Annotated in this window: 24 protein-coding genes; 14 read left to right on the top strand and 10 right to left on the bottom strand. The window is 74.3% G+C overall.

Annotated features, from left to right (window positions below; all coding sequences use genetic code 11):
• Window positions 1–41: 41 nt before the first annotated feature.
• The 3 genes from ribH to LWC33_RS00735 all read left to right on the top strand — a co-directional run bounded on the left by ribH (window position 42) and on the right by LWC33_RS00735 (window position 2,233).
• On the top strand, window positions 42–524 hold the full coding sequence (ribH, locus tag LWC33_RS00725; protein WP_233302136.1) for a 6,7-dimethyl-8-ribityllumazine synthase: 483 nt from the start codon (window positions 42–44) through the stop codon (window positions 522–524).
• Window positions 525–577: 53 nt separating this feature from the next.
• Window positions 578–1,051, top strand: a complete 474-nt coding sequence (locus LWC33_RS00730) for a PH domain-containing protein (RefSeq protein WP_372476531.1) — start codon at window positions 578–580, stop codon at window positions 1,049–1,051.
• Window positions 1,052–1,549: 498 nt separating this feature from the next.
• Window positions 1,550–2,233, top strand: a complete 684-nt coding sequence (locus LWC33_RS00735) for an HAD family hydrolase (RefSeq protein WP_233302137.1) — start codon at window positions 1,550–1,552, stop codon at window positions 2,231–2,233.
• Window positions 2,234–2,267: 34 nt separating this feature from the next.
• Here LWC33_RS00735 and LWC33_RS00740 read toward each other — a convergent pair whose 3' ends face one another.
• A complete protein-coding gene (locus LWC33_RS00740) occupies window positions 2,268–3,104 on the bottom strand; it encodes a DUF2786 domain-containing protein (RefSeq protein WP_233302138.1) in 837 nt (278 codons plus the stop codon).
• Between the two features lie 152 nt (window positions 3,105–3,256).
• On the opposite strand from LWC33_RS00740, the gene uvrC reads away from it, so the two are divergent.
• The 9 genes from uvrC (at window position 3,257) to LWC33_RS00785 (ending at window position 12,429) form a co-directional block, all read left to right on the top strand.
• The gene (uvrC, locus tag LWC33_RS00745; RefSeq protein WP_233302139.1) at window positions 3,257–5,383 is read left to right on the top strand and encodes an excinuclease ABC subunit UvrC; all 2,127 of its coding nucleotides are present in this window, start codon (window positions 3,257–3,259) and stop codon (window positions 5,381–5,383) included.
• A gap of 74 nt (window positions 5,384–5,457) precedes the next feature.
• Complete coding sequence (gene rapZ / locus LWC33_RS00750) at window positions 5,458–6,327, top strand: RNase adapter RapZ (protein ID WP_233302140.1); 870 nt, start codon at window positions 5,458–5,460, stop codon at window positions 6,325–6,327.
• A gap of 74 nt (window positions 6,328–6,401) precedes the next feature.
• Window positions 6,402–7,385 carry a gluconeogenesis factor YvcK family protein gene (locus tag LWC33_RS00755; protein WP_233302256.1) on the top strand — a complete coding sequence of 328 codons (984 nt, stop codon included), beginning with the start codon at window positions 6,402–6,404 and terminating at the stop codon, window positions 7,383–7,385.
• A gap of 55 nt (window positions 7,386–7,440) precedes the next feature.
• Window positions 7,441–8,424, top strand: coding sequence for a DNA-binding protein WhiA (gene whiA / locus LWC33_RS00760; protein ID WP_233302141.1), 984 nt, complete (start codon window positions 7,441–7,443; stop codon window positions 8,422–8,424).
• A 131-nt stretch (window positions 8,425–8,555) separates the two neighbouring features.
• Window positions 8,556–9,569 carry a type I glyceraldehyde-3-phosphate dehydrogenase gene (gap, locus tag LWC33_RS00765; protein WP_233302142.1) on the top strand — a complete coding sequence of 338 codons (1,014 nt, stop codon included), beginning with the start codon at window positions 8,556–8,558 and terminating at the stop codon, window positions 9,567–9,569.
• Entirely contained in the window at window positions 9,566–10,747 is a 1,182-nt protein-coding gene (locus tag LWC33_RS00770; protein WP_233302143.1) for a phosphoglycerate kinase, read from the top strand. Before gap ends, LWC33_RS00770 begins: the two co-directional genes overlap by 4 nt.
• Window positions 10,747–11,532 (top strand): triose-phosphate isomerase, encoded by a 786-nt coding sequence (gene tpiA, locus LWC33_RS00775; protein ID WP_233302144.1) that lies wholly within the window; start codon window positions 10,747–10,749, stop codon window positions 11,530–11,532. Before LWC33_RS00770 ends, tpiA begins: the two co-directional genes overlap by 1 nt.
• Before the next feature lie 255 nt (window positions 11,533–11,787).
• Window positions 11,788–12,024: a preprotein translocase subunit SecG gene (secG, locus tag LWC33_RS00780; RefSeq protein ID WP_037038713.1), complete on the top strand. Its 237-nt coding sequence runs from the start codon at window positions 11,788–11,790 to the stop codon at window positions 12,022–12,024.
• A gap of 63 nt (window positions 12,025–12,087) precedes the next feature.
• Complete coding sequence (locus tag LWC33_RS00785; protein ID WP_233302257.1) at window positions 12,088–12,429, top strand: RNA polymerase-binding protein RbpA; 342 nt, start codon at window positions 12,088–12,090, stop codon at window positions 12,427–12,429.
• Window positions 12,430–12,515: 86 nt separating this feature from the next.
• On the opposite strand, the gene LWC33_RS00790 is transcribed toward LWC33_RS00785, so the two are convergent.
• Both LWC33_RS00790 and LWC33_RS00795 read right to left on the bottom strand, forming a co-directional pair.
• Entirely contained in the window at window positions 12,516–15,770 is a 3,255-nt protein-coding gene (locus LWC33_RS00790) for a bifunctional cytochrome P450/NADPH--P450 reductase (RefSeq protein WP_233302145.1), read from the bottom strand.
• Window positions 15,760–16,497 carry a hypothetical protein gene (locus LWC33_RS00795; RefSeq protein WP_233302146.1) on the bottom strand — a complete coding sequence of 246 codons (738 nt, stop codon included), beginning with the start codon at window positions 16,495–16,497 and terminating at the stop codon, window positions 15,760–15,762. Before LWC33_RS00795 ends, LWC33_RS00790 begins: the two co-directional genes overlap by 11 nt.
• Window positions 16,498–16,733: 236 nt before the next feature.
• Between LWC33_RS00795 and LWC33_RS00800 the strand changes: the two genes are divergently transcribed.
• Both LWC33_RS00800 and LWC33_RS00805 read left to right on the top strand, forming a co-directional pair.
• Entirely contained in the window at window positions 16,734–18,002 is a 1,269-nt protein-coding gene (locus LWC33_RS00800) for a TrpB-like pyridoxal phosphate-dependent enzyme (protein ID WP_233302258.1), read from the top strand.
• 71 nt (window positions 18,003–18,073) lie between these two features.
• A complete protein-coding gene (locus LWC33_RS00805) occupies window positions 18,074–19,198 on the top strand; it encodes a lysylphosphatidylglycerol synthase transmembrane domain-containing protein (protein ID WP_233302147.1) in 1,125 nt (374 codons plus the stop codon).
• A gap of 4 nt (window positions 19,199–19,202) precedes the next feature.
• Here LWC33_RS00805 and purT read toward each other — a convergent pair whose 3' ends face one another.
• The 7 genes from purT to LWC33_RS00840 form a co-directional block, all read right to left on the bottom strand.
• On the bottom strand, window positions 19,203–20,387 hold the full coding sequence (purT, locus tag LWC33_RS00810; RefSeq protein WP_233302148.1) for a formate-dependent phosphoribosylglycinamide formyltransferase: 1,185 nt from the start codon (window positions 20,385–20,387) through the stop codon (window positions 19,203–19,205).
• A 41-nt stretch (window positions 20,388–20,428) separates the two neighbouring features.
• Entirely contained in the window at window positions 20,429–20,917 is a 489-nt protein-coding gene (locus tag LWC33_RS00815) for a VOC family protein (protein ID WP_233302149.1), read from the bottom strand.
• A gap of 132 nt (window positions 20,918–21,049) precedes the next feature.
• Window positions 21,050–21,430, bottom strand: coding sequence for a PIN domain-containing protein (locus LWC33_RS00820; protein ID WP_233302150.1), 381 nt, complete (start codon window positions 21,428–21,430; stop codon window positions 21,050–21,052).
• Between the two features lie 11 nt (window positions 21,431–21,441).
• Window positions 21,442–22,221, bottom strand: a complete 780-nt coding sequence (gene pgl, locus LWC33_RS00825) for a 6-phosphogluconolactonase (RefSeq protein WP_233302151.1) — start codon at window positions 22,219–22,221, stop codon at window positions 21,442–21,444.
• Entirely contained in the window at window positions 22,218–23,162 is a 945-nt protein-coding gene (opcA, locus tag LWC33_RS00830) for a glucose-6-phosphate dehydrogenase assembly protein OpcA (protein ID WP_233302152.1), read from the bottom strand. Before opcA ends, pgl begins: the two co-directional genes overlap by 4 nt.
• Window positions 23,163–23,213: 51 nt before the next feature.
• On the bottom strand, window positions 23,214–24,776 hold the full coding sequence (gene zwf / locus LWC33_RS00835) for a glucose-6-phosphate dehydrogenase (protein WP_233302153.1): 1,563 nt from the start codon (window positions 24,774–24,776) through the stop codon (window positions 23,214–23,216).
• A gap of 63 nt (window positions 24,777–24,839) precedes the next feature.
• Window positions 24,840–26,579, bottom strand: coding sequence for a hypothetical protein (locus tag LWC33_RS00840; protein WP_233302154.1), 1,740 nt, complete (start codon window positions 26,577–26,579; stop codon window positions 24,840–24,842).
• Window positions 26,580–26,593: the final 14 nt, after the last annotated feature.

The following is a 26,593-nucleotide window of genomic DNA, read 5'->3' on the forward strand; positions in this document are numbered from 1 at the left end:
GAGACTGGTGGCATGAACTCGCGAGGTGCCGGAGACATGCGGTGAGCGGTGAGGGCAGGCCCGCGGACGCGGGCGACCTGACGGGCGCGGCGGGGCTGCGGATCGGCATCGTGGCGGCCACCTGGCACGCCGAGGTGGTCGACGCGCTGCTGGATCGGGCGCTGGCCACGGCGGAGAAGGCCGGGGCGGTACCGACCGTCGTCCGGGTGCCCGGGACGGTCGAGCTCCCGGTCGTGGCGCAGGAGCTGGCCCGCACGCACGACGCGGTCGTGGCGCTGGGCGTGGTGGTGCGCGGCGGTACGCCGCACTTCGAGTACGTGTGCGACTCGGTCACGGCGGGGCTGACCCGCGTGGCGCTCGACGAGTCGACCCCGGTCGGCAACGGCGTGCTCACCACCAACACCCTGGAACAGGCCGTGGACCGCAGCGGCGTGCCCGGCAGCAGCGAGGACAAGGGCGCGGAGGCCACGGTGGCCGCGCTGCGCACGGCGATCGTGCTCGCCGAGCTGCGGGAGCTGTCGTGAGCGGGACCGACGGCGCCGACGGCGGGGTCGCGGGGGCGTCGGTGTCGTCCGACGTGCGGGAGCAGCCGGCGTGCCCGGGCCAGGGGCCGGGCGCCGTGACGATCCGTCCCCGGCTGGCCCGGTGGCTCGGCTGGGTGTCCGCGGTCGCCGTCCTCGTGATCTTCGTCGTGGTCGCGATCGTCCTGCGGAACACGGCCACCGGCGTCTACTTCCGCTTCGCCGACCAGGTCGCCATGGTGCTGCTCGGGGTGTTCATCGCGGCCGGGCTGGCGTTGTTCGCCCGGCCCCGGGTGCGGGCGGACGAGCACGGCATCGAGGTCCGCAACGTGGCCCTGCCGCGGTACCTGCCCTGGTCGGAGGTGGAGCGGGTCGCCTTCCCGGATGGTGCCTCGTGGGCCCGGCTGGACCTGCCGGACTTCGAGTACCTGCCGGTACTGGCGATCCAGGCCGTCGACCGCCAGCACGCCGTCGACGCGATCCGCAGGGTCCGGGTGCTGCACGCCGCGGCGCACCGCGCGGGCGACTGAGCGTCGGCTGAGGGCGGGGGGCCGGAGTCCTGGCCCGACCCCGCCGCGGTGCCCAGCGTGGGACAGATGGCCAAGGCGATGAAGAATCTCGACGTGGCCGCCGAGGACATCGACGCCGCCCTCGCGCACGATGCGGAGCACAACCGGTACTGACCCCCGCGCCGCCGCCCGGCGCCACCCCCCGATCCACCTGCCGATTTCCGTTCCCGCTGATCGGCGCACTGCTCGCCGCGAGATCATGACCGCTCGGCGCCGGCCGCCACTCGGAGCACCGTGCGCGTCGCACGCCGGGCGAGGATGGTGCCCGCGTTGCGGAGTGTGATCGATCGTGTACCGAATGCCGGGACTCTTCGCCGCGACGCCCCGGCACGGTGAGGTGGACGCATGGCGCTGGGTCACGGGGGTCACGGGGGTCAGGGGGGTCACGGCGGGCGACCCGAGGCGCCGCGGACGACCGGTGCCCCGCGCACAGCCGGGCGAGGTGGCAGGGGCGAGCCGGTGGCCCCGCGGCGGCTGCGCCGCCCCCGGGCCGTGCTCGTCGACGTCTACGACACGGTCCTGCGGACGGACGCCCTGCGTCGTCGGTTCGTCGACGTGGGGCGGCCGGAGCACGAGTACGAGCTCTTCCTCGCCCACGCCCTGCGCGACGCGATGGGCTTCGCGCTGGCCGGCACCCCGACGGAGTTCGCCCGGGTGCTGGCCGACGCGCTGCGCTCCGCGACCGGGCACACGCTCTCCCGCGACGCGCTCGCGCACATCCGGGAGGGCTTCACCGCGCTGCCTGCCTTCGCCGACGCCGAGCCCGCCCTCACCGTCCTCGCCCGCTCCCGCGTCCCCGCCTGGGCGGTGGCGCAGGGCAGCGGCGACCTCACGTCGAACGCGCTCGACGCCACGGGCCTGCGCACCTTCCTGCGCGGCACCGTGGCCAGCGACGACCTCGGCGCGCTGCCACCGGCCCCCGAGGCCTACCGGCTGGCCTGCGCCGCCGCCCGGGTCGACCCGGAGGCGACCGCCTTCGTGTCCGCGCACGGGTACCTCGTGCACGGCGCGATGCGGGCCGGCCTGGTCGGCGCCCTGGTGCTGCGGGACGGCGAAGGCGCCCCCGCCTCGATCGACCTGCCGCACGTGAGCGGGACGTCGCTGGTCACGACGATCGAGGCGCTGCTCGACCTGCCCGCCTGAGCACCGGCCAGCCCCGGCGGGGTGCCGGGACCGGTCAGCCCGCCTCCAGGCCCCGCGGCCCGTCCGCACCGGACCCACCCGCACCGGACCCACCGCCCGCACCGGACCCACCCGCGTCGGACTCACCACCGCCGATCCGCCGGCCGCCCAGGTCGGCCCGGCGGCCCGCCTCGGCGCCCTCGGCGAACCCGCTGCCCGAGAGCGACGGCCGCCGCGCCCGGGACAGCTGGGGGAACGCCTCGGCGTAGGCCCGGTCGACCTGTACGCCACGGTCGACCAGCACCAGCGCGGTGCCGGCGGCACGGGCACGATCCCCGCCGGCCCCGGCGGTCGCCTCCGCGGCCGCCCGCTCCTCGGCCTCCAGCAACCGCTGGTGCACCTGCGCCGCGAAGCCCTGCAGCCAGGAGCGCCGGTAGGCGGCGACGGACTCCCCGGTCCAGGGCGGTCTCAGCCGCACGAGCTGCCCCGTGGCCTGCAGCAGCAGCGAGGTGTAGAGCACTTCCACCCGCTCGCGGTCCGACCCGAACCCGAACACGGTGACCGCGGCGACCTTCCCCCCGGCGGCGCCGTGCATGACCCACCGGCAGCGCAGCGCCGCCGCGGTCCACCCCAGCAGCCGCGCCTTGCCGGCCGAGTACGGGTCCTCCATCGCGATCCGGAGCATCCCGATCTCGTCCCGCCGCGGATCGTCGGCCGCGAGCAGGGCCTCGTCGATCCCGTGCCGCGCCATCAGCTCGACGGCCTTGGCGTTGTAGATCTCGGCCTCCTCGGGCGTGCCCGCCCGTTCGGCCTTGGCCAGCAGCTTGCGCACCCGGCCGAGCCGGTCGGCGCGGGGGGAGGCGGCAGGGGAGAGCGGGGTGCCGGTGGTCATCGGGGGAGCCTTCCTTCGAACGGCCGTTCGGGTCGAGGAACGGTCTACCCGACCGCACCGACAGTTCCGGTTGGATACACCCCCGGCCCCCGGACCCCGACACCGCCCGGGCGGCACGGCGTGTCGGGGGGCCGCTCTACCCTGGGGAGGCCATGCCCGACCCCGCCACCTACCGCCCGGCCCCGGGGACGATCCCCGAGGCCCCGGGCGTGTACCGCTTCTCCGACCCGCAGGGCCGCGTGATCTACGTCGGCAAGGCGAAGAGCCTGCGCCAGCGGCTGAACAGCTACTTCGCCGACATCGCCGGCCTGCACCCGCGCACCCGGCAGATGGTGACCACCGCCGGGCACGTGCAGTGGACGGTCGTCGGGACCGAGGTCGAGGCCCTCCAGCTCGAGTACAACTGGATCAAGGAGTTCGACCCGCGGTTCAACGTCCGCTACCGGGACGACAAGACCTACCCGGTGCTCGCGGTCACGCTGAACGAGGAGTACCCGCGGCTGCACGTCTACCGCGGCCCGCGGCGCAAGGGCGTCCGCTACTTCGGCCCGTACGCCCACGCGTGGGCCATCCGCGAGACCCTCGACCTGCTGCTGCGCGTGTTCCCGGCCCGGACCTGCAGCGCGGGCGTGTTCCGCCGGCACGGCCAGATCGGCCGGCCCTGCCTGCTCGGCTACATCGACAAGTGCTCGGCGCCGTGCGTCGGCCGGGTGGACGCCGAGGAGCACCGGCGGATCGTCGACGAGTTCTGCGACTTCCTGTCCGGGCGCACCGACCGCATGATCCGCGAGCTGGAGCGCCGGATGCAGGAGGCGGCCGAGGGCCTGGAGTTCGAGAAGGCCGCCCGCCTGCGGGACGACGTGGGCGCGCTCAAGCGGGCCATGGAGCGGCAGGCCGTGGTGCTCGGCGACGGCACGGACGCCGACGTCGTCGCGTTCGCGCAGGACGAGCTCGAGGCGGCCGTCCAGGTCTTCCACGTGCGCGGTGGCCGGGTCCGCGGGCAGCGCGGCTGGGTGATCGACAAGACGGACGAGACCGCGGACACCGCCGCGCTCGTCGAACGGTTCGTCACGCAGTTCTACGGCGAGCAGGCCGCCCTGGCCGAGGCGGCGGACGACGCCTCGCAGCCGGTGCCGAAGGAGATCCTGGTCCCCGAGCTGCCGCCGGAGGCCGACGCCCTGGAGGAGTGGCTCACCGGGCTGCGCGGGTCCCGCGTGCGGCTGCGGGTGGCCCACCGCGGCGACAAGCGGGCGCTCGCCGAGACCGTCGAGCGCAACGCCAAGGAGGCGTTCACCCAGCACAAGCTGCGCCGTGCCGGGGACCTCACGGCCCGGTCGGCGGCGTTGCAGGAGCTGCAGGAGGCCCTGGGCCTGGACCAGGCGCCGCTGCGGATCGAGTGCATCGACGTCAGCCACGTCCAGGGCACCAACGTCGTCGCCTCGCTGGTGGTGTTCGAGGACGGGCTGGCCAAGAAGTCCGACTACCGCCGCTTCGAGGTCCGCGACGGCGCCCAGGGCGGCGACGTCGCGTCGATCGCCGAGGTGGTGCGGCGGCGGTTCCGCCGCTACCTCTCGGAGAACCGCGACGGGGCCGAGGAGCCGGCCGGAACCGGGGAGACGGAAGGGGCCGGGGGACCCGAGCCGGGCGAGGACGAGTCCATGCCGAAGGTCCGCACCGGCATCGACCCGACGACCGGCCGGCCGAAGAAGTTCGCCTACGCCCCGAACCTCCTGGTGGTCGACGGCGGGCAGCCGCAGGTCGAGGCGGCCGCGGACGTGCTGGCGGACCTCGGCATCCACGACGTGGCGCTCTGCGGGCTGGCGAAGCGCCTGGAGGAGGTCTGGCTGCCCGGCGACCCGGACCCGGTCATCCTGTCCCGGACCAGCGAGGCGCTGTACCTGCTGCAGCGGGCGCGGGACGAGGCGCACCGCTTCGCCATCACCTACCACCGCCAGCGTCGTTCCAAGAGCATGGTGGCCTCCGAGCTCGACGGGGTGCCGGGTCTCGGCCCGGCCCGGCGGCAGGCCCTGCTCAAGCACTTCGGCTCGATGCGGAAGATCCGGGCCGCGGAGGTCGACGAGATCGCCGGCCTGCCCGGATTCGGCCGCCGGACGGCCGAGGCGGTGGTCGCCGCCCTCCACCCGGCCGGCGAGGCTCGAGCCGACGGCGGTAACCCGGAGGCCCGGGGGGACGAACATCACTCCGAGCACCGGGCCGGACACGGAGCGGACGGACAGCGGACAGCGGGAACGAGCGCGGAGGGGGCGCCCGGCCGGTGAAGGACGGCGAACCGACGACGGCGGACACGGCACCGGCCGTGGCTCCGGGGACCACACCGACGGAGGGCGGCCCCGTGCCGTCCGGGATCGAGGTCGCGCTGGTCAGCGGCCTGTCCGGGGCGGGCCGCAGCACCGCGGCGAAGGTGCTGGAGGACCTCGGCTGGTTCGTGGTGGACAACCTGCCGCCCGAGCTGATCGAGACGATGGTCGACCTCGGCGCGCGCTCCAGCGGTGAGGTCACGCGCATCGCGGTCGTCATGGACGTCCGCAGCCGGGCGTTCACCCGCGACCTGAGCGCGGTGATCCGCGACCTCGACGCCCGCGGCTACAAGCCCCGGCTGCTGTTCCTCGAGGCCTCCGACGCGGTGCTCGTGCGCCGGTTCGAGCAGAACCGCCGCAGCCACCCGCTCCAGGGTGCGGGCCGGCTGGTCGACGGCATCACCGCCGAGCGGGAGCTGCTGCGCCCACTGCGGGAGAACGCGGACCTGCTCGTCGACACGTCCACCCTGTCGGTGCACCAGCTGCGTTCCCGGATCGAGCAGGGCTTCGAGACCGGTGCCCCGGAACCGACCCGGGTGAACTTCCTGTCCTTCGGCTACAAGTACGGCCTGCCGATGGACTCCGACCTGGTCGTGGACATGCGGTTCCTGCCGAACCCGCACTGGATCCCCGAGCTGCGCGAGCACACCGGGCGGGACGCGGACGTGCGGGACTACGTGCTCTCCCAGGAGGGCGCGGAGGAGTTCCTCCGCCGCTACGTCGAGCTGCTGACCCTGGTCGGCGCGGGCTACCGGCGCGAGGGCAAGCGGTACCTGGCCGTGTCGGTGGGCTGCACGGGCGGCAAGCACCGCAGCGTGGCGATCAGCGAGGAGCTGGCCCGGCGGCTGGCGGGCGCCGAGGAGGTCGCGGTGAGCGTGACGCACCGCGACCTGGGCCGCGAGTGACGGGCCCGGGAAGGACGGCCCGGGTGCCGGGACAGCGCGAGGACGGCGGGGACGGCGAGGAGGGCCGCAGCGGCCTGCGCGCCGTCGCCCTCGGCGGCGGGCACGGCCTGTCCGCGACCCTGTCCGCGCTGCGCCACATGTCCGAGGTCGCCGACGTCACCGCCGTGGTCACGGTGGCCGACGACGGCGGCTCGTCCGGCCGGATCCGCCGCGAGCTGGGCGGCCTGCTGCCCCCGGGCGACCTGCGGATGGCACTCGTCGCGCTCGCCGCCCACGACGACGGCGGCCGCCGCTGGGCCGAGCTCGTCCAGCACCGCTTCGGCGGCACGGGCGCCCTGGCCGGGCACGCCGTGGGCAACCTCCTGCTGGCCGGGCTCATGGAGATCCTCGACGACCCGGTGGAGGCGCTCGACGAGGTCTGCCGCCTGCTCGGCGTCCGCGGCCGGGTGCTGCCCATGAGCCGGGTGCCGCTGGACATGGAGGCCGAGGTCAGCGGGCTCGACGAGACCCACCCCGGGCGCCTCCACCGGATCCGCGGCCAGGTTGCGGTGGCGTCGACCCCGGGCCGGGTCGAACGGGTGTGGCTGCACCCGGACCGGCCGCCGGCCTGCGAACAGGCGGTCGAGGCCGTCCGCCTGGCGGACCTGGTGCTGCTCGGCCCCGGCTCCTGGTTCACCAGCGTGCTGCCGCACCTGCTGGTCCCGGGGCTGCGCGAGGCCCTGCACGAGACGGCCGCCCGGCGGGTCGTGGTGCTGAACCTCGCGCCGGAGCCGGGGGAGACGGCGGACTTCTCGCCGGAGCAGCACCTGGCGGTGCTGGCGGCGCATGCACCCGAGCTGCGGGTGGACGCCGTGCTGGCCGACGTGGCGGCGGTCGCGGTACCCCATCGGCTGCGCCGGGCGGCACGGGCGATGATGGGACCCGGCGGCCGGGTGCATCTCGCCCCGGTCGCGGCGGAGGACCCGCTCGTGCCGCGGCACGAGCCGGCGGCGTTGGCGGCGGCGCTGCGGGAGGTCCTGGCGGCGTCCGCACCGATGCCGGCCGGGAGGCGGGCATGAGGGGGCAGGCGCACGCGCGGGGTGTGCGGACGGACCGGAGGGGGAGGCGCACGGCATGGCGATGACCGCGGCGGTGAAGGACGAGCTCAGCAGGCTCACCGTGACGAAGCCCTCCTGCCGGCGGGCCGAGGTCGCGTCGCTGCTCAGGTTCGCCGGGGGCCTGCACATCGTGGGCGGCCGCGTGGTGATCGAGGCCGAGGTCGACACCGGCTCCGTCGCGCGCCGGCTGCGCAAGGAGATCCACGACCTCTACGGCCACCAGGTCGAGGCGCACGTCATCACCGCCGGCGGGCTGCGCCGCGGCAACCGGTACGTGATCCGCGTGGTGCGCGACGGCGAGGGCCTCGCCCGCCAGACCGGCCTGCTCGACCAGCGCGGCCGGCCGGTGCGGGGACTGCCGCCCGCCGTCGTCTCCGGCGACCTGGACGACGCCGAGGCCGCCTGGCGCGGCGCGTTCCTCGCGCACGGCTCGCTCACCGAGCCCGGGCGCAGCTCCGCGCTGGAGGTGACCTGCCCCGGTCCGGAGGCCGCGCTGGCGCTGGTCGGCTCGGCCCGCCGGCTCGGGGTCACGGCGAAGGCGCGCGAGGTGCGCGGGGCGGACCGGGTCGTCGTCCGGGACGGGGACGCCATCGGCGCCCTGCTCACCCGGATGGGCGCGCACGAGTCCGTGATGGCGTGGGAGGAGCGGCGGATGCGCCGCGAGGTCCGGGCCACCGCCAACCGGCTCGCCAACTTCGACGACGCCAACCTTCGCCGCTCGGCCCGCGCCGCGGTCGCCGCGGCGGCCCGGGTCCGGCGCGCGCTGGAGATCCTCGGCGAGGACGTCCCGGACCACCTGCTCGCCGCGGGCAGGCTGCGGGCCGAGCACACCCAGGCGTCGTTGGAGGAGCTCGGCCAGCTCGCCGACCCGCCGATGACGAAGGACGCCGTGGCGGGGCGGATCCGCAGGTTGCTGCACATGGCGGACAAGCGCGCCGCCGACCTGGGGATCCCCGACACCGAGTCCGCGGTCACCCCGGAGATGCTCGAGGAGGCGTGACCCAGGACGCACCCACGTGGGCACCGACCTGCGCAAATGCCGCGCAGGTCACGCCCGCGGGGCCCCTGTGAAGCGCCGCCGATGCCGCTAGGGTTGGCCCGATCCCCAAGACGACACCAGTGGAGGTTCGTGTGACGGTCCGGGTAGGCGTGAACGGCTTCGGCCGCATCGGCCGCAACTTCTGGCGGGCGGTGGACGCCCAGCGCGCCGCCGGCACGAGCGACATCGAGATCGTGGCGGTGAACGACCTCACCGACAACGCGACGCTCGCTCACCTGCTCAAGTACGACTCGATCCTCGGGCGGCTCCCGTACGCGGTGAGCACCGAGGGCGAGGACATCGTCGTCGACGGCAAGCCGATCAAGAGCCTGGCGTACCGGGACCCGGCCGAGCTGCCGTGGAAGGACCTCGGCGTCGACGTCGTGGTCGAGTCCACCGGCCTGTTCACCAAGCGGGAGGCCGCCGCCAAGCACCTCGACGCGGGCGCCAAGAAGGTGGTCATCTCCGCGCCGGCCACCGGCGAGGACCTGACCGTGGTCAAGGGCGTCAACGACTCGGCGTACGACGGCTCGCAGACGATCGTCTCGAACGCGTCCTGCACCACCAACTGCCTCGCGCCGATGGCGAAGGTGCTCGACGACCTGGTGGGGATCGAGAAGGGTCTGATGACCACGATCCACGCCTACACGCAGGACCAGAACCTGCAGGACGGCCCGCACAAGGACCTGCGCCGCGCCCGGGCCGCCGCGATCAACATCGTGCCGACCTCGACCGGTGCGGCCAAGGCGATCTCGCTGGTCCTGCCGCACCTCAAGGGCAAGCTCGACGGCTACGCGCTGCGCGTGCCGATCCCCACCGGCTCGGCCACCGACCTCACCGCCGAGGTGGGGCGCGAGACCACGGTCGAGGAGGTCAACGCCGCGATGAAGGCGGCCGCCGAGGGCCCGCTGCAGGGCGTCCTCAAGTACACCGAGGACCCGATCGTGTCGGCGGACATCGTGACGGACCCGCACTCCTGCATCTTCGACGCGGGCCTGACCAAGGTGATCGGCAACCAGGTCAAGATCGTCGGCTGGTACGACAACGAGTGGGGCTACTCGAACCGCCTCGCCGACATCACCGCGCTGGTGGCGTCGAAGCTGTGAGGACCGTCTCCGACCTCGTCTCCGAGGGCGTGAGCGGGCGTGCCGTGCTGGTGCGCTCGGACCTGAACGTCCCGCTCGACGGCGAGACCATCACCGACGACGGCCGCATCCGCGCGTCCGTGCCGACGATCTCGACCCTGGCCGACGCCGGGGCCCGGGTCCTCGTCACCGCGCACCTCGGCCGGCCGAAGGGCGGGGCCGACGCGAAGTACTCGCTGGCCCCGGTGGCGACACGGCTCGGCGAGCTGCTCGGCAAGGAGGTCGCGCTCGTCCCGCACGGGAAGCGCCCGGACCTCGCCGACGGTCAGGTCGCGTTGCTGGAGAACATCCGGTTCGACCCGCGCGAGACCAGCAAGGACGACGACCAGCGGGCCGAGTTCGCCCGTGAGCTCGTCGACCTCGTCGGGCCGGACGCCGCGTTCGTGTCGGACGGCTTCGGCGTGGTGCACCGCAAGCAGACCTCGGTGTACGACGTGGCGCAGGACCTCCCCGCCTACGCGGGCGGGCTGGTCCTGTCCGAGGTCGAGGTGCTGCAGAAGCTGACCGGGGACCCGGAGCGGCCGTACGCGGTCGTGCTCGGCGGGTCGAAGGTGTCCGACAAGCTCGCCGTGATCGAGGCGCTGCTGCCGAAGGTCGACTCGCTGCTCGTCGGCGGCGGGATGTGCTTCACCTTCCTGGCCGCCCAGGGCTACGGCGTGGGCTCGTCGCTGCTCGAGTCCGACCAGATCGACACGTCCCGCAAGCTCCTGGAGTCCGGGAAGATCGTGCTGCCGACGGACGTCGTGGTCGCGGACAGGTTCGCGGCCGACGCCGCCACCAAGACCGTCCCGGTCGACGCGATCGAGGACGGCTGGATGGGCCTGGACATCGGCCCGGAGTCGGTGCGGGAGTTCGCGTCCGTGCTGGCCGGGGCGAGGACGGTCTTTTGGAACGGGCCGATGGGCGTGTTCGAGATGGCACCCTTCGCCGAGGGCACGCGCGGCGTGGCGCAGGCGATCGTCGACGCCACCGCGAAGTCCGGCGCGTTCAGTGTGGTCGGCGGCGGGGACTCCGCGGCCGCCGTGCGCGCGCTGGGCCTGCCCGAGGACGGCTTCTCGCACATCTCCACCGGTGGCGGGGCGTCCCTGGAGTTCCTGGAGGGCAAGTCCCTCCCCGGCGTCGCGGTCCTGGAGCGCTGATGGCACGCAAGCCGCTCATCGCGGGCAACTGGAAGATGAACCTCAACCACCTCGAGGCCATCGGGCTGGTTCAGAAGATCGCCTTCACGCTGCCGGAGAAGTACTACGGCCACGTCGACGTGGCGGTGATCCCACCGTTCACGGACATCCGCACCGTCCAGACCCTGATCGACGGGGACCAGCTCGAGCTGGTCCACGGCGCGCAGGACCTGTCACCGCACGACTCGGGGGCCTACACCGGCGACGTGTCGGGCGCGATGCTCGCCAAACTCGGCTGCACGTACGTGGTGGTCGGCCACTCGGAGCGGCGGGAGATACACGGCGAGGACGACGGCGTCGTCAACGCCAAGGTGCGCGCCGCGCTGAAGCACGGCCTCCAGCCGATCCTCTGCGTCGGCGAGGGTCTCGACGTCCGCGAGTCCGGTGCGCAGGTCGCGCACACGACCGCGCAGCTGGTCGCGGCCCTGGAGAAGGTCACGGCCGAGCAGATCGGCCAGGTCGTCGTGGCCTACGAGCCGATCTGGGCGATCGGCACCGGCAAGGTGGCCAGCCCGGCCGACGCGCAGGAGGTCTGCCACGCGCTGCGTGAGGCGGTCCGCGAGAAGTACGGCGACCAGGTCGCCGACGCGCTGCGGATCCTCTACGGCGGCTCGGTGAAGGCGAAGAACGTCGGCGAGATCGTGGCCGAGGCGGACGTCGACGGCGCGCTCGTCGGCGGGGCCTCGCTCGACGCGGAGGAGTTCGCCCAGCTCTGCGCGATCGCCGCGGGCGGCCCGCTGCCGTAGCCGGTGGCGTCCGGCGTCCGACCGACCGGCGGCGCCCTCGCTCCTTCCCGGGAGCGGGGGCGTCGTCCGTTCTCGGGGTCCGGGGAACCCCGGGTGCGCACCAGCCGTTGAACGGTCGGCGGGGTGCGATCGGCGGTCCGGTAACGCACCGCCCGCCCCTGGCGACCCACGGAACACGGCCCGGGGGGAGCGGGCGAGCGGCGCCGGTTACAGTGGACACCCCTGCCGGGCTTCGAGAGGGCGGATGAGAACGGGATGATCCTGGCGCTCCAGATCGTGCTGATCGTGTCCAGCGTCGTGCTGGTGCTGCTGATCCTGCTGCACCGCGGGCGCGGAGGCGGGCTGTCGAGCCTCTTCGGCGGCGGTGTGCAGTCGAGCCTCTCGGGGTCGAGTGTCGTCGAGAAGAACCTGGACCGGCTGACGCTGTTCACCGCGGCGATCTGGCTGGTCGCCATCATCGGGACCGGCCTGCTGGTCAAGGTCGGGGCCTGACCGAACGCCCTGCAGTCACGCCCTGCACCACAGCGGCGTCGAGCGGAGGAGAGCACCATGGCGATGTCCGGCGGCAACGCGATCCGCGGTACCCGGGTCGGGGCCGGCCCGATGGGCGAGTCCGAGCGGGGTGAGACCGCACCCCGGGCCCGGATCCCGTACTTCTGCGCCAACGGTCACGAGACCCGGCCGTCGTTCGCCGCCGAGGCGGAGATCCCGGAGTTCTGGGACTGCCCGCGCTGCGGCCTCCCTGCCGGTCGCGAGCAGGCCTCGCCGCCCGCCGCGCCGCGCAACGAGCCGTACAAGACGCACCTCGCCTACGTGAAGGAGCGCCGCTCGGACGAGGACGGCGCGGCCATCCTCGAGGAGGCCCTCGCGCGGCTGCGCGCCTCCCGCGAGCTCTGACGCCGCCTCCGTAGACCCGCCGCCGGCCCCGCGACGCATCGTTCGCGGGGCCGGCGGCGTTCTCGCGCCGACGTCGTCGGGCCGGGTCAGCCGGTGCCGCCGCCCCAGATGTCCTCCAGGAACCGGTCGGCGGCGCGCAGCCCGGCCAGCCACGCGTCGGCGTCGGCCTCGGACGCGCCCGTCCGGTCCCGGAACACCTGCCGCAGCGCCGCCCGCACCCCGGGCGCGATGGTCGAGGCGTTGCCGCACACGAACACCGCGGCGCCCTGCTGCAGCAGCTCCCACACCTCGTCGGCGTGCTCGAGCATCGACTCCTGCACGTACTGCCGCGGGCCGCCGGCCCACCGCGAGTACGCCGGGACGACGTGCACGAGGCCCTGTTCCTCGAGCCTCCGCAGCTCGTCGGCGTAGAGCTCGTCGGTCTCGGGGCTGCGGCAGCCGAAGAACAACAGCGACCGCCCGACGGTCCGGCCCTCCGCCGCGTCGGCGGCCCGGTCCTGCAGGAACCCGCGGAACGGCGCGAGCCCGGTCCCGGCCCCGATCATGATCATCGGGGTGCTGGGGTCGGCCGGCGGCCGGAAGGCGATCGTCGGCTTGCGCACGAACACGAACGCCGTGCCCTGTTCCGGCAGCTCCGCCAGGTGCCCGGAGCACGTGCCGCGGTAGACGCCCGACCCCGAGCGGGCCGGCCCGCGCACCACCCCGACGGTGATGCTGCATTCCGTGCTCGCCGTGTCCTCCGCCCGCGGCGACGAGGAGATCGAGTAGTACCGCGGCCGCAGCGGGGGCATCAGGTCGAGGAACTCCGCGAAGGGCAGGTCGCACGCGGGGAACGCCTCGAGCAGGTCGAGCACCGAGCGGTACGGCTCGGCCACACCCGCGCGGTACCCGTCCCCGGCGAGCGCCTCGAGCTCGGCCTTCGCGGCCGGGTCCTCGGTGTACCGGGCGAGGGTCTCGACGTCACCGCGCGTCGCCACGTCCTGCAGCTCCACGCAGGTGGCCAGCACCCCGAGCAGCGGGGCGGGCTCGTCGACCGGCAGGTGGGTCGGCGCCGTCCCGGTCGGGATGATCGTGGCGTACTGCGCCCCGTCGAGGCCGAAGTGCGCGATCACCCGGCGGACGGGACCGATCCCGTTGCGCGGCAACACCCCGAGGTGGTCGCCCGCGCCGTAGGTCACGCCCTCGGGGAGCGCGATCTCCACGTGCCGGGTCGAGCGCTCCGGCGGCTTGCCGTTCGTCCCGAGGATCATCTCGCGGTTGGCCGTGACGCGGCCCGGTCGCGCGTGGTAGGAGAGCACGACCGGGTTGGTGACCTGCCGGTTCGTGAGCGTGACGGTCAGCCGCGGGCCGTGCCGCAGGTCGGCGCCGACCTCCTCGGGCAGGTCGAGCGACCGGGCGAGGTCGGCCCACAGCCCCGCGTGCCAGTCGCGGTAGGCGGCGTCGAAGTCGCCGCTGGCGTCGCCGCCGGCCCGCGGGTGGACGCGCCGCCCACCCGCCGCGGCCAGGCCCTCGTCGAGCCGGGTCGGCACCGCCTGGTAGGTCCCGGCCCACTCGCTGTCGCCGCACCCGAACACGGCGAACGCCGTGCCGGGCACCCGGGCGTCGGGACCGGCGAGCCACGAGCAGAACGCCGCGGCGTTGTCCGGCGGGGTCCCGTTGTACGAGGAGCTGACGACGATCGCCGCGCCCTTCCCCGGCAGCGCGCCGACGTGGTCGTCGAGCGGGCCGAGGGTCACGTCGAACCCGCGCGCGGTGCCCTCGCCCGCGAGGGTCGTGGCCAGCGACTCCGCCGTGCCGAGGTTGGAGCCGAACAGCACCACGAGCGGGGTGCCGTGCTTGGCCACGAGCGGCTCCGGCGCGCCGACGGGCACGGCCTCCTGCGCGACCGCGGTGCCTGCGCCGGTCGCGGCCGGGGCCGCGCGGAGGGTGCGGCCCTCGCGGGGGCGGACCAGGATCCGGAAGTCGTCGGGCTTCACGGTCAGGGTCGTCTTGGTGTGCAGCTGGTAGTCGAGGTGGTCCTCGAACTCGAAACGCTGCAGCATCATGCCGAGCACCAGCGTGGCCTCCTGCAGGGCGAACTGCCGCCCGATGCAGGCCCGCTGACCGGTCCCGAAGGGCTTGTAGGCGTTCGGCGGGAGGGCCGCGAGCTTGTCCGCGGCCATGCGGTCGGGGTCGAACCGCTCCGGATCGTCCCAGACCGCGGTGTCCCGGTGCAGCGCGCCGGCCAGCACCGTGACCGGTGTGCCGGCCGGGATCGCGTACCGGCCCCCGATCACCGTGTCCTCGCGGGGCCGGCGGGTGAAGCCGGGCGCGGTCGGCCAGAGCCGCAGCGTCTCGTCGAGCACCTGGCGGACGTACCGGAGCCGGCCGATCTGCTCGAAGGTCGGCGCGGCGTCGTCGCCGAGGACGTCGTCGACCTCGTCGCGTGCCCGCTGCGCCGCCTCGGGGTTCTTCAGCAGCTCGTAGATCGCGAAGGAGAGCAGGCCGGACGTCGTCTCGTGGCCGGCGATGAGGAACGTGATGCACTGCGCGCGGATGTTCTCGTCCGGCAGCGACTCGCCGTCGCGTGTGCGGCCGACGAGCATGCGGCCCAGCAGATCGGTGTCGTCGGCGGCCTCGCCCTGGGCCCGGCGCTCGCGCACCAGCCCGTCGACCAGGTCGCTCATGAAGGTCGCGTCCTCCTCGAGCTGCCGCTGGGCACGCACGCGCAGCCGGTTCTGGATGGGCAGATTGCGTTGCCGGCCCTGCGCCTCGGCCAGCACGCGGGTCATGGCCTGGACGAAGGGGTGCGGGGTGTCGCGGTAGAAGGAGTTGAACCGGTAGCCGAACCCGCAGAGCGCGATCGTGTCGAGGGTCAGCCGGGTCATGTCGGCCGGGACGTCGACCTCCTCGCCGGGGTTGAGCCGGGCCCACTTCTCCATGAGCTGGTCGGCGATGTCGACCATCCGCGGCACGTAGTCCCGCATCGCTCGCATCGAGAAGGGCGCCATGAGGATCTCGTGCGCCCGGTGCCAAAGCGGGTCGTCGGTCTCGGAGGTGAACAGCCCGTTCCCGATCGGCCCCGCGCTGAGCTGGGCGAGCCCGCCGCCCAGCGCCTTGTCGAAGCGGGTGTCGTCGAACACCTCCTGGGCCAGCTCGGCGCCGGAGAGCATCAGTCGTGACCCGCTCGGCATGCTGAGCCGGTAGATCGGGCCGTACTCCTTCGCCATCCGCAGGAAACCGTCCATCGGGGCGGCACTGTCGATGTCGAGGAGATTCCCGAGCAGGGGCAACGGGTGCGGGCCGGGCAGCTCGTCGATCGTGACGACGCCCTGGGCGCCGGTGCCGGTCTCACTGCTCATCGGGGTCCTCCTTCGGACGGCCGTCCTCGTGCCCCGGGCGGCGCACCAGCAGCAGGACGCTCAGCACGAGCACCCAGCCGGGGAACACCAGCAGGACCGAGGGATGGAACGTGGTGCTGACCAGCAGGAACGCCGCGGCCAGGTAGAAGACGACGGCGAGCGGCCGGGGGAGCGCGCGGCCCAGCCCGCTGGTCGTGGTGATCATGAACATGCCGGCGGCCCGCACGCCGTAGACGAACACCATGGTGAAGCCGACGGTCATCAGGGTGCGGACGACGTCGGGCGGCGGGGGCGCGGCGGAAGAGAAGCGGGTGAGCAGCGCGGCACCGCCGGCGGTGGCGGTGCCGGCGAAGAGCAGGGACACGAACACGACACCCGAGGCCAGGTGCAGCCAGTGCGGGATCCGCGCCCACGAGCGCGGCGCGATGACCTGCAGGTACGTCCGGGTCGCAACCATGTGCCACAGGAACGCGATCCCGGCGAAGGGCACCACGTAGAGCCCGACGGAGACCAGCAGCGAGTCGCGGCCCGTGGTGAAGAAGGCGGTGTAGGCGTCGTCGGGGGCGTCGAGGCCGGGGCCCTGCGACACCAGGACCAGCGCCACGACGAACAGGGCGGCGAACACGATCCCGGATCCGCCCGCGGCGCGGGCGAGCGCGGTGGCCTCGGCGTGGTCGGGCCGGACCCCGGGCGCGGCGGGCGGGTCGGGACGGACCGGTGCAGGCATGGCGTCTCCGGCGGCGGCGCCGCCGCACCCCCGGCCCGGCACGCCGCCCGACCGGCCGGCGCGACCGCGCGGCCCTGCTGTGCCGGCGATGCTCGGTTCGCCGGTCCGGGCGGTCAAGGACCACAGGTCCCGATTCGGCCGCGTGACCAGGGCGACCGGATCCGGTGGGACCTGCGTACGCAGGTACTTCCGGACCAGTCGGTCGACCCTTACACCCGGGCGTCGTGATCGCTAGCCTGCGGGCCATGAGTCGCTGGACGCTGCCGCCGGACGAGATCCCGAGCTCCTGGTTCAACGTGGCGCCGCACCTGCCGGAGCCGGTGGACCCACCGCTGCACCCCGGCACCCGGCAGCCCGTCGGCTCGGACGACCTGGCGCCGCTGTTCCCGATGGAGCTCATCGGGCAGGAGGTGTCGACCGCGCCGTGGATCGACGTCCCGGGCGAGGTCCTCGACATCCTGAAGCTGTGGCGCCCCACCCCGCTGGTCAGGGCCGAACGGCTCGAGAAGGCGCTCGGCACGCCCGCGCGGATCTACTTCAAGGACGAGTCCGGCTCGCCGTCGGGCAGCCACAAGACCAACACCGCCGTGCCCCAGGCGTTCTACAACGCCAAGGAGGGCATCACCCGCCTCACCACGGAGACCGGCGCCGGGCAGTGGGGCACCGCGCTGGCCTACGCGGCCGCGCAGTACGACCTGGAGCTGCAGGTCTACATGGTCCGCGCCTCCTACGAGCAGAAGCCGTACCGCCGGATCGCGATGGAGACCTGGGGCGGTTCCGTGGTCCCGTCCCCGGTGGACGAACCGGACCACCCCGGCTCGCTCGGCTCCGCGATCTCCGACGCCGTGCGGGACTGCGTGGGCCGCGCGGACACGCACTACGCGCTCGGCTCGGTGCTCAACCACGTGCTGCTGCACCAGACCGTGATCGGGCTCGAGGCCAAGGAGCAGCTGCAGCTGGCGGGGGAGCGGCTGCCGGACGTCGTTCTCGCGTCCTGCGGGGGCGGCTCCAACCTGGGCGGGATCGCGTTCCCGTTCGTGCCCGACGCGGGCGTGCGGCTGCTCGCCGTCGAGCCGCTGTCCTGCCCGACACTGACCCGGGGCCGGTTCGAGTACGACTTCGGGGACGTCGCCGGGCTGACCCCGCTGATGCCGATGTACACCCTCGGGCACGAGTTCGTGCCGCCGTCCATCCATGCGGGCGGGCTGCGGTACCACGGCGACTCGCCGCTGGTGTCCGCACTGGTCAAGGCCGGTCGGATGGAGGCGACGGCCTACCCGCAGGGCAAGGTGTTCGAGGCGGCGGTCCAGTTCGCCAGGGTCGAGGGGAAGATCCCGGCGCCGGAGTGCGCGCACGCGGTCCGGGCCGCGATCGACGAGGCGTTGGCCGCCAAGGAGACCGGCGAGGAGAAGGTGATCCTCTTCAACTACAGCGGGCACGGCTTCCTCGACCTGTCGGCCTACGACGACCACAACAACGGCCGGCTGCCGGAGGAGCAGGGCTGAGCGCGGGACCGGGGTCGTCCGGCCGCCCGAGGTTTAGCCTGGGTCGGAGGCGGAGCACCGGGGGAGGGTCGATGGCGGCAGTGCGACTGCGTTCGGCCCTGTCGGCGGCGCTGTCCTGGCCGTTGCACCACCTCAAGACGGTGCTGCACTGGATCCTGGTCGTGGCCGCGCTGGGCTACATCGCGTGGCAGATGCCGGACATGGTCCGCGCGGTCCGGGAGGCCGGCGACCCGCTGTCCCACATGCGGCCCGGCTGGCTCGGGCTCGCCGTGCTGCTCGCGGTGGCCGCGCTCATGCTCTACGGCGAGCTGCACCGGCGCATGCTGGTGATCGGCGGCGCGCGGGTGCCGGCCCGCACGGTCCAGGCCATCACGTTCGCGGAGAACGCGATCGCCAACACCGTCCCGGTCGTGGGCGGTGCCGGGGCGCTCGCCTACTCGATCGCCCGGCTCCGCAGCCGCGGGGTCGACGCCGCGCTGGCCTCGTGGTCGGTGTTCCTGCCCGGGGCCCTGTCGACGATCGTCCTGCTGGTCGGCGCGGTCTTCATCGTCGGGTCGGCCGGCTGGATGCCGATGTGGCTGGCCCTGCTCGTCGCGGCCGCGATCACCGTCGGGACGATGGGGTTCTGGTCGGTGCTCACGCACGCCTCGGTGCTGCACCGGATCCTGCTCGGCCTCGTCCACCTGTGGCGTCGGGTGCCAGGCGTGTGCCACGACTGCCGCCACAGCTGGGCCTCGGACCCGGAGGCCACCGCGAACCGGCTGACCGAGCGGATCGACATCCTGCACCCCACGCCCCTGCAGTGGCTGGTGCTCACCGTCACGGCGCTGGCCAGCTGGGCGGGGGACTTCCTCGCCCTGCACTCCTGTGCCGAGGCCCTCGGGCTCGACGCGCGGTGGACGACCCTGGCCCTCGGCTTCCTCGTCGTCCAGCTCAGCATCGCGCTGCAGGTGCTGCCCGGCGGTGCCGGCCTGGCCGAGACCGGGCTGCTCGGCGTCCTGCTCGCCGCCGGCGCGCCGCTCGCACCCGCCGCGGCGACGGTGCTGGTCTACCGCCTGATCACGTGGCTGGGACTGTCGGTGGCCGGCTGGGTCGTCTACGCCGCGCAGATCCACCTCACGCCCCCGCACTGGCACCGGCACCGCACCGCGGACGGGCAGCGGGACCTGCCGCCGGGCACGGTGCCCAGCACCTGACCGGTCAGTCCACGACGACGCGGACGAGTCCGGCGGCCTCCGTCGCCCGCGATCGGGCGGTCTCGACGTCGTCGGCCGCGGCCACCGCGACGCCCATCCGCCGCGTCGCGAAGCTCTCGGGCTTGCCGAAGAGCCGGACGTCGGTGCCGGGCACGGCCAGCGCGGCGTCGACCCCCTCGAAGCCGACGGCCTTCGCGTCGACCCCGCCGTAGATCACCGCCGAGGCGCCGGGGGAGCGGAGGGAGACGTCGACCGGGAGGCCCAGCACGGCGCGGGCGTGCAGCTCGAACTCCGACAGCCGCTGGGTCGCGAGCGTGACCAGCCCGGTGTCGTGCGGTCGCGGGGAGACCTCGGAGAAGAGCACCTCGTCGCCCCGCACGAACAGCTCGACGCCGAAGACCCCGCGACCGCCGAGCGCCTCGGTGATCCTGCCGGCGACGTCCCGGGCCGCTGCTGCGGCGGCTTCCGACATCGGCTGGGGCTGCCACGACTCGACGTAGTCCCCGTGTTCCTGGAGGTGCCCGATGGGCGCGCAGAAGTGGGTCCCGTCGGCTGCCCGCACGGTCAGCTGGGTGATCTCGTAGTCGAAGTCGACGAAGCCCTCGACGATGACCCGGGTGCCGGCGACCCGGCCGCCCGCCATCGCGTAGTCCCATGCCGGCCCCAGGTCCGCCGCGGAGCGCAGCACCGACTGCCCCTTGCCCGACGACGACATCACCGGCTTGAGCACGCACGGGAACCCGATGCCGTCGTCGATCGCGGCGCTCACCTCGTCGAGCGAGTCGGCGAACGCGTAGGGCGAGGTGGGCAGTCCGAGCTCCTCGGCGGCGAGCCGGCGGATGCCCTCGCGGTCCATCGTCAGGCGGGTGGCGCGGGCGGTCGGCACGACCGTGGCCGTGCCGGCCTCCTCCACCGCCAGCAGGGCGGTCGTCGCGATCGCCTCGATCTCGGGGATGACGTACTGCGGCTGCTCCTGCTCGATCACTGCCGTGAGCGCGACCGGGTCGGTCATGTCGATCGCGTGGGCGCGGTGGGCGACCTGGTGGCCGGGCGCGTCCGGGTAGCGGTCGACCGCCACGACCTCGACGCCCAGCCGCTGGAAGGCGATCACGACCTCCTTCCCGAGCTCGCCGGCGCCGAGCAGCATGACGCGGGTCGCGGAGGGGGCGAGCGGGGTGCCGATGCGCATGCGGTCAGCTTAGGTTCCGCGGAGATCGGCACCCCGGCCGCTCACGCGTCCGTGGTCTCGCCGAGGTAGGCCTTGCGCATCGCCTCGACGTCGGGCTTGCCGAACTGCGAGAGCATCGCCTGCATGGTCCGGTTGGCCGCCGCGGTGTCGGGGTCCTTCATCCACTCCTCGGCCTCGAGCGACACGACCTGCCACGAGACGCCGAACTTGTCCTTCAGCCATCCGCACGGCTGGGGCTGGCCGCCCTCGATCAGCGCGTCCCAGTACCGGTCGATCTCCTCGGTGCTCTCGCAGGGGACGACGAACGAGATCGCCTCGCTGTGCGGGAACTGCGGGCCGCCGTTGAGCCCGGCGAACTCGCGCCCGTCGAGGGTGAAGTACACGATCATGACCTCTCCGGCGGGCCCGGGTGCGCCCTCCGGGTAGCGCTGGATCTCGGTGATCTCCGAGTTCGGGAACACGGAGGTGTAGAACTCCGCGGCCGGTTGCGCCTGGCCGTCGAACCACAGGCAGGTGGCGATCTGCTTCATCGGGGTCTCCTCGTCACGGGCGTCGGGTTGCCGTCCCAGGGAAGACGGTCCGGACCGGAGGAACTCATCGCCGCGGACCCCGTGGATTCGAGCTCGCCCACCGGCGTCGTCCACTCCGGCCGCTGCCTGCGGTCAGCGCGGGAGGAGGGCGAGGAGGGCGCGGGGTTTCACCGTGCTGGCGCCGACGGCGTGGAGGAGCCGCGTGAGCTCGCGGTCCGCGGTCACCACGCACACGTCCTCGTCCCGTTCGCCGAGGTCGTGCGCCAGCTCGACCATCGCCGAGTCCCCGTCCGCGGGTGCGAGCAGGACCTCGAGGTCCTCGGGGACCGCGGCCCGCTTGGCCGCGCCCTCCAGCACGAGCAGGACCCGGTCGCCGAGCGACACCAACGCTCCCGCGTCCCGGGCGCCGGCGAGCTGGGCGGCGAGCCGGGACGCCGCGCCCGCCCGGTCGCGCCACCACCCGTCCGGGCGGGAGCCGACCACGTTGGCGCCGTCGACGACCAGGTGGCGCACGGTGCCGCCGTTCAGGGGTTGCGCAGGTCCGAGGGCAGCTTCGACGCCGCCGCACGGTCGAGGAGCCACCGGGTGCGCAGCCGGCCGCGGGCGCCCGCGACCGGGATCGCGACCTCGCCCGCGCCGCCCAGCGCCATGCTGACGGCGGCGGCCTTCTCCTCGCCGGCCGTCACGATCCAGACCTCCTGCGAGGTCCGGATGGCGGGCAGCGACAGCGAGACCCGGGTCGGCGGGGGCTTCGGGCAGTTGTAGACCGGGATGACGGTCCGCTCGGCCTCGTAGACCGCCGGTGACTCGGGGAAGACCGACGCGGTGTGCCCCTCGCCGCCCATGCCCAGGAGCATGATCTCGAAGGCCGGCACGTCGCCGTGGTCCTCGGGCCGGGCCTTCCGGACGAGCAGGTCGGCGTACTCCGCGGCCGCCTCGTCGGCGCCGGACGGCCCGGTGCCCACGTCCGCCCCCATGGGGTAGACCAGCGCCGGGTCGACGTCGACGTGGTCGAGCAGCGCCTCGCGGGCCTGGGTCTCGTTGCGCTCCGGGTCGCCGGCGGGCAGGAACCGCTCGTCGCCCCAGTAGAACTCCACGCGCGACCAGTCCACCGCGGCCCGCGCCGGCGAGTCCCGGATGTGGGCGAGCAGCTGGGTGCCCACGCCGCCGCCGGTCAGCACGAGCCGCGGGATGCTCCCGGTGGCCTGCAGGTCGACGAGCCGGGTCACCAGCCGGGCCGCGGTGGCCGCGGCCAGGACGTCGGCGTCGGAGTGGATCGCGATCTCGGGGGCACCGCCGCTCACACCTGCACCGCCGTCCGGCCGCGGGAGACGTTGTCGACGCCGGCGAGGGCCTCGCCGTAGGTGTCGTCCGGGTCGAGCCGGCGCAGCTCCTCGGCGAGGCAGTCCGGCACCCCCCGGCGGGCCAGCGCGATCAACCGGTCGGGCTGGCCGGGCTGGGACAGCGTGGCCGTCTTGCCGTCCGGCCGGACCAGCTCGACGGGACCGGACGCCCGGGTGAGGCGGACCAGCGACATACCCTCGCCGCGCGCGGCGGGGGACCGCTTGACCTTCACCCCGAGCCGGGTGACCAGCCAGCCCGCCAGCAGGTCGGTCGACGGCGAGACCTGCTCGCCCGCGACGAGCGCGCCGGTGACCTGGTCGTGCGGCGGGAAGTCCAGCGCGGCGGCCAGCAGCGCGCGCCACTGGGTGAGCCGGGTCCAGGTGAGGTCGGTGTCGCCGGCGACATGGTTCGCCCGGCGCTGCTCGAACGCCTTGATCGGGTTCTTCGACGACAGGGCGTCGGTGATGCGGCGCTGGGCGAGCTGGCCGATCGGGTCCTCGGCGGGCACGGCCGGCGCGTCCTCCGGCCACCACGCGACGACGGGGGCGTCGGGCAGCAGCAGCGGCATCACCATGCCGGCTCCGGCCTCGCCACCGGCCAGCGCGCCGTACCCGCGCAGCACGATCACCTCGCTGGCGCCGGCGTCGCCGCCGACCCGGATCTGCGCGTCCAGCCGGGCCGCGGCCTTGCGCTGGCCCCGGGCCAGGACGATCACGCGGCACGGGTGCTCGCGGCTCGCGGTGTTCGCGGCCTCGATGGCGCTCTCGATCCCGGTCCCGTCGTCCGTGACGACGACGAGGGTCAGGACGCGGCCGAGGGCGAGCACGCCGCCGCGCTCGCGCAGCTCGACCAGCTTCTTGTTGACCGCCGAGGTGTTGCTCGACGGCAGGTCGACGATCATTCTCGGAGCTCCTCGGGGACTAGGGGCAGGTCGATGCGGCCGGTCGCACGCTCACGGCCGGCGCCAGGTGCGGCCGGTCCGGGCGAGCATCTCGTTGGCCTGCTCGGGGCCCCACGAGCCCGCGGGGTAGGGCGGCGGCCCCTCCGGCAGTGCGTGCCAGTGCTCGATGACCGGGTCGAGGATCTCCCAGGACCGCTCGACCTCCTCGTTCACCGGGAACAGCGAGGGCTCGCCGAGCAGCACGTCGAGGATCAGCCGCTCGTAGGCCTCCGGGGAGGCCTCGGTGAACGCCGTGCCGTAGCCGAAGTCCATCGTGACGTCCCGGACCTCCATCTGGCTGCCCGGCACCTTCGACCCGAACCGCATCGTCACGCCCTCGTCCGGCTGCACCCGGATGACCAGCGCGTTCTGCCCCAGCTCCTCGGTCATCGTGGAGTCGAACGGCAGGTGCGGAGCCCGCTTGAAGATCACCGCGATCTCGGTGACCCGGCGGCCGAGGCGCTTGCCCGTGCGCAGGTAGAAGGGCACGCCCGCCCAGCGCCGGGTCTCGATCTCGCAGGTGATCGCGGCGTAGGTCTCGGTGGTGGAGTTCGGGTCGTAGCCCTCCTCCTCCTTGAGCCCGCGGACCAGCTCGCCGCCCTGCCAGCCGCCGCTGTACTGCCCGCGGGCGGTGGTCTCGTCGAGCGGCTGGACCAGCTTCGTGGCCCGCAGCACCTTGATCTTCTCGGCGCGCAGCTCGTCGGAGGAGAAGGAGGTCGGCTCCTCCATCGCCGTGAACGCGAGCAGCTGCAGCAGGTGGTTCTGGATGACGTCCCGGGCCGCGCCGATGCCGTCGTAGTACCCCGCGCGCCCGCCCAGGCCGATGTCCTCGGCCATGGTGATCTGCACGTGGTCGACGTAGTGGCTGTTCCAGATCGGCTCGAACAGCTGGTTGGCGAAGCGCAGCGCCAGGACGTTCTGCACCGTCTCCTTGCCGAGGTAGTGGTCGATCCGGAAGACCGAGTCCTCGGGGAAGACGTCGTTGACGATCGCGTTGAGCTCCTTGGCCGACGCCAGGTCGTGGCCGAAGGGCTTCTCGATGACCACGCGGCGCCACTGGTCGGCGTTCTGCGCGGACAGGCCGGACCGCGCCAGCTGCTTGCACACCACGGGGAAGGCCGACGGCGGGATCGACAGGTAGAAGGCGTGGTTGCCGCCGGTGCCGCGGACCCGGTCGAGGTCGCGCACGGTCTGCTCGAGCCGGTCGAAGGCGTCGTCGTCGTCGAAGGTGCCCTGCACGAACCGGAAGCCTTCGGCGAGCCGGTCCCACACCTCCTGGCGGAACGGCGTGCGCGCGTGCTGCTTCACGGCCTCGTGGACGACCTGGCCGAAGTCCTGCTCGTCCCAGTCCCGGCGGGCGAAGCCGGTGAGCGCGAAGCCCGGCGGCAGCAGCCCGCGGTTGGCGAGGTCGTAGATGGCCGGCATGAGCTTCTTGCGCGACAGGTCGCCGGTCACACCGAAGATCACGAGCCCGCACGGGCCCGCGATGCGGGGGAGTCGCTTGTCGCGGGGGTCCCGCAGCGGATTCACCCAGTTCGCGGTCGCTGCGGGGATGCCCTTGGTCCCGCTGGTCATGACACGCTCCGTCTCTCGGCTCGGTCTCGGCTCGGGTCGGTCGGCTCGGGTCGGTCGGCTCGGTCAGCTCGCTCGGGGGCCCCGGGTGGCGGGGCCCGTGCGCAGTCCCTGGACCGCGCGGGCGAGCGAGACGAGCCCGGCCACCCGGTCCGTGAGGTGCAGCCGCAGCACGGGGACGCCCCGTGCCGCGACGTCGGCCGCGACGCCGCCTGCCTCGGTCAGCGCCAGACTAGTCAGCCAGGCCCCGGGATCGGGAACGAGATCGTCCGGCGGGTCGCCCGTGACCAGGCACAGAGCACCCGGTCGGGGGTCGTCGCGGCGGAACGGGGCGAGCACCCCGCGGTCCCGCGGACCCCACCCGAACGTCACCGGCACGCCCGCGCGCCGGGCCAGCTCGCCGCGCAGCACCGCGACGGACGCGTCGTCGGCCGGGTCGAGCCACACGGACAGCGCCAGGTGGCCGCCCGGCGGGACGGCATCGACGAGGGCCTGCAGCGCGGCGCCGGGATCGTCGCCCGCGGCGTCGAGCGGGTCCGCGGCGTGGATGTCGACGAGACCGTCCGAACCGCGTCGCGCGAGGGTCTCCGGCGCGGCCGCCCCGCCGGTGGCCGGGGCCTCCGGGCCGAACGCCTCCCCGTCGAGCAGCCGGGCGGCGGCCGCCGCGGCGTACTGCCACAGCAGCAGCTCGGCGCCCAACGGCCCGCCGGTGCGCACGACCTCGTCGCCGAGTGTCGCGTCGGGGTCGTCGGGGTCGTCGTCCTCGTCCGTCCCGAGGTCCGGTTCGGGTCCAGCATCGCCCGTCCCGCCGTGGCTGCCCCCGCTCCGCCCGTCGAGCAGCTCCGACAGGTCGTCGGGTGCCGCGTCCGGATGCCGGGCGGTGGCGGGCGCCAGGGTCGGGCCGTCGGGCAGCCCCTCCGGGTCGCCGGCGTCGACGAGCACGGGCGAACCGCCGGCCGCGGCGACGAGCGCGGCGACCCACTCCGCCAGCGCGGGCGGGCCCGCCGCGGGATCGAGCCGCACGGCACCCGCCCCGACGGCGACCAGCACGCCGGCGAGCTCCAGTGCGGGGTTCTCCGGCTCGTCGGCGGTGAGCAGCTCGGCCACGGCCCGGGCGTCGTCGAGCACCTCGCCGACCGGCGCCCCGGCCAGCCCGGCGGGGACCAGCCCGGGGGCGCCGAGGACGGACCAGGCGCCGGGGACGTCCCGCTCGGTGGTGATCACCACGGATCCGGCGGCCCGCGCGCTCTCGTCGAGCGGCGAGCTGGCCTCGGTGAGCACCACGGTGCGCTCGGCCGCGCGGCGCGGGCCGATCTCCTCTGCGACCGCCGCGGTGAGCAGCTCGTGGACGGCCGCGATCCAGGGCGTGTCGCCCGCGGGGTCGGCCACGACCAGCACGGTGCCGCTCAGGTCGGTGGCCAGCGCGTGCGAGACGGCGCCGGGGTCGGGGGAGTCGAGCACCCGGAGCAGGCCGGACTCGCCGGCCAGGACCTGCGCGCCGAGGGTCCACCGCGCGTCGCCCACGAGCAGCACACGCGCGGCACCTTCCACGCGGAAGGCCTCGCGAAGGGCGTCGACCTGCCCGATCAGCGGGCGCGAGGTGCGGGGCAGCGCGGCCCAGCCCAGGCCGTCGCCCGCGCCCGGGCCCCAGGCGGAGGGGTCCGCGTCGGTGATCCGGGACGCGACGACGTCCGTCGCGAGCTCGGCGGCGACCCGGCGGGCCTCGCGGGCCAGCGGACCGGTGCCGGTACGGGAACCGCCGCCGAGCTCCACGACGGGGAGCCCGACGGCGGGTCGCGAGGTCACGGGGGTGAGCCTCC

This window comes from Pseudonocardia terrae, from assembly GCF_021343995.1.
GTDB classification, from domain to species: Bacteria; Actinomycetota; Actinomycetes; order Mycobacteriales; family Pseudonocardiaceae; genus Pseudonocardia; species Pseudonocardia terrae.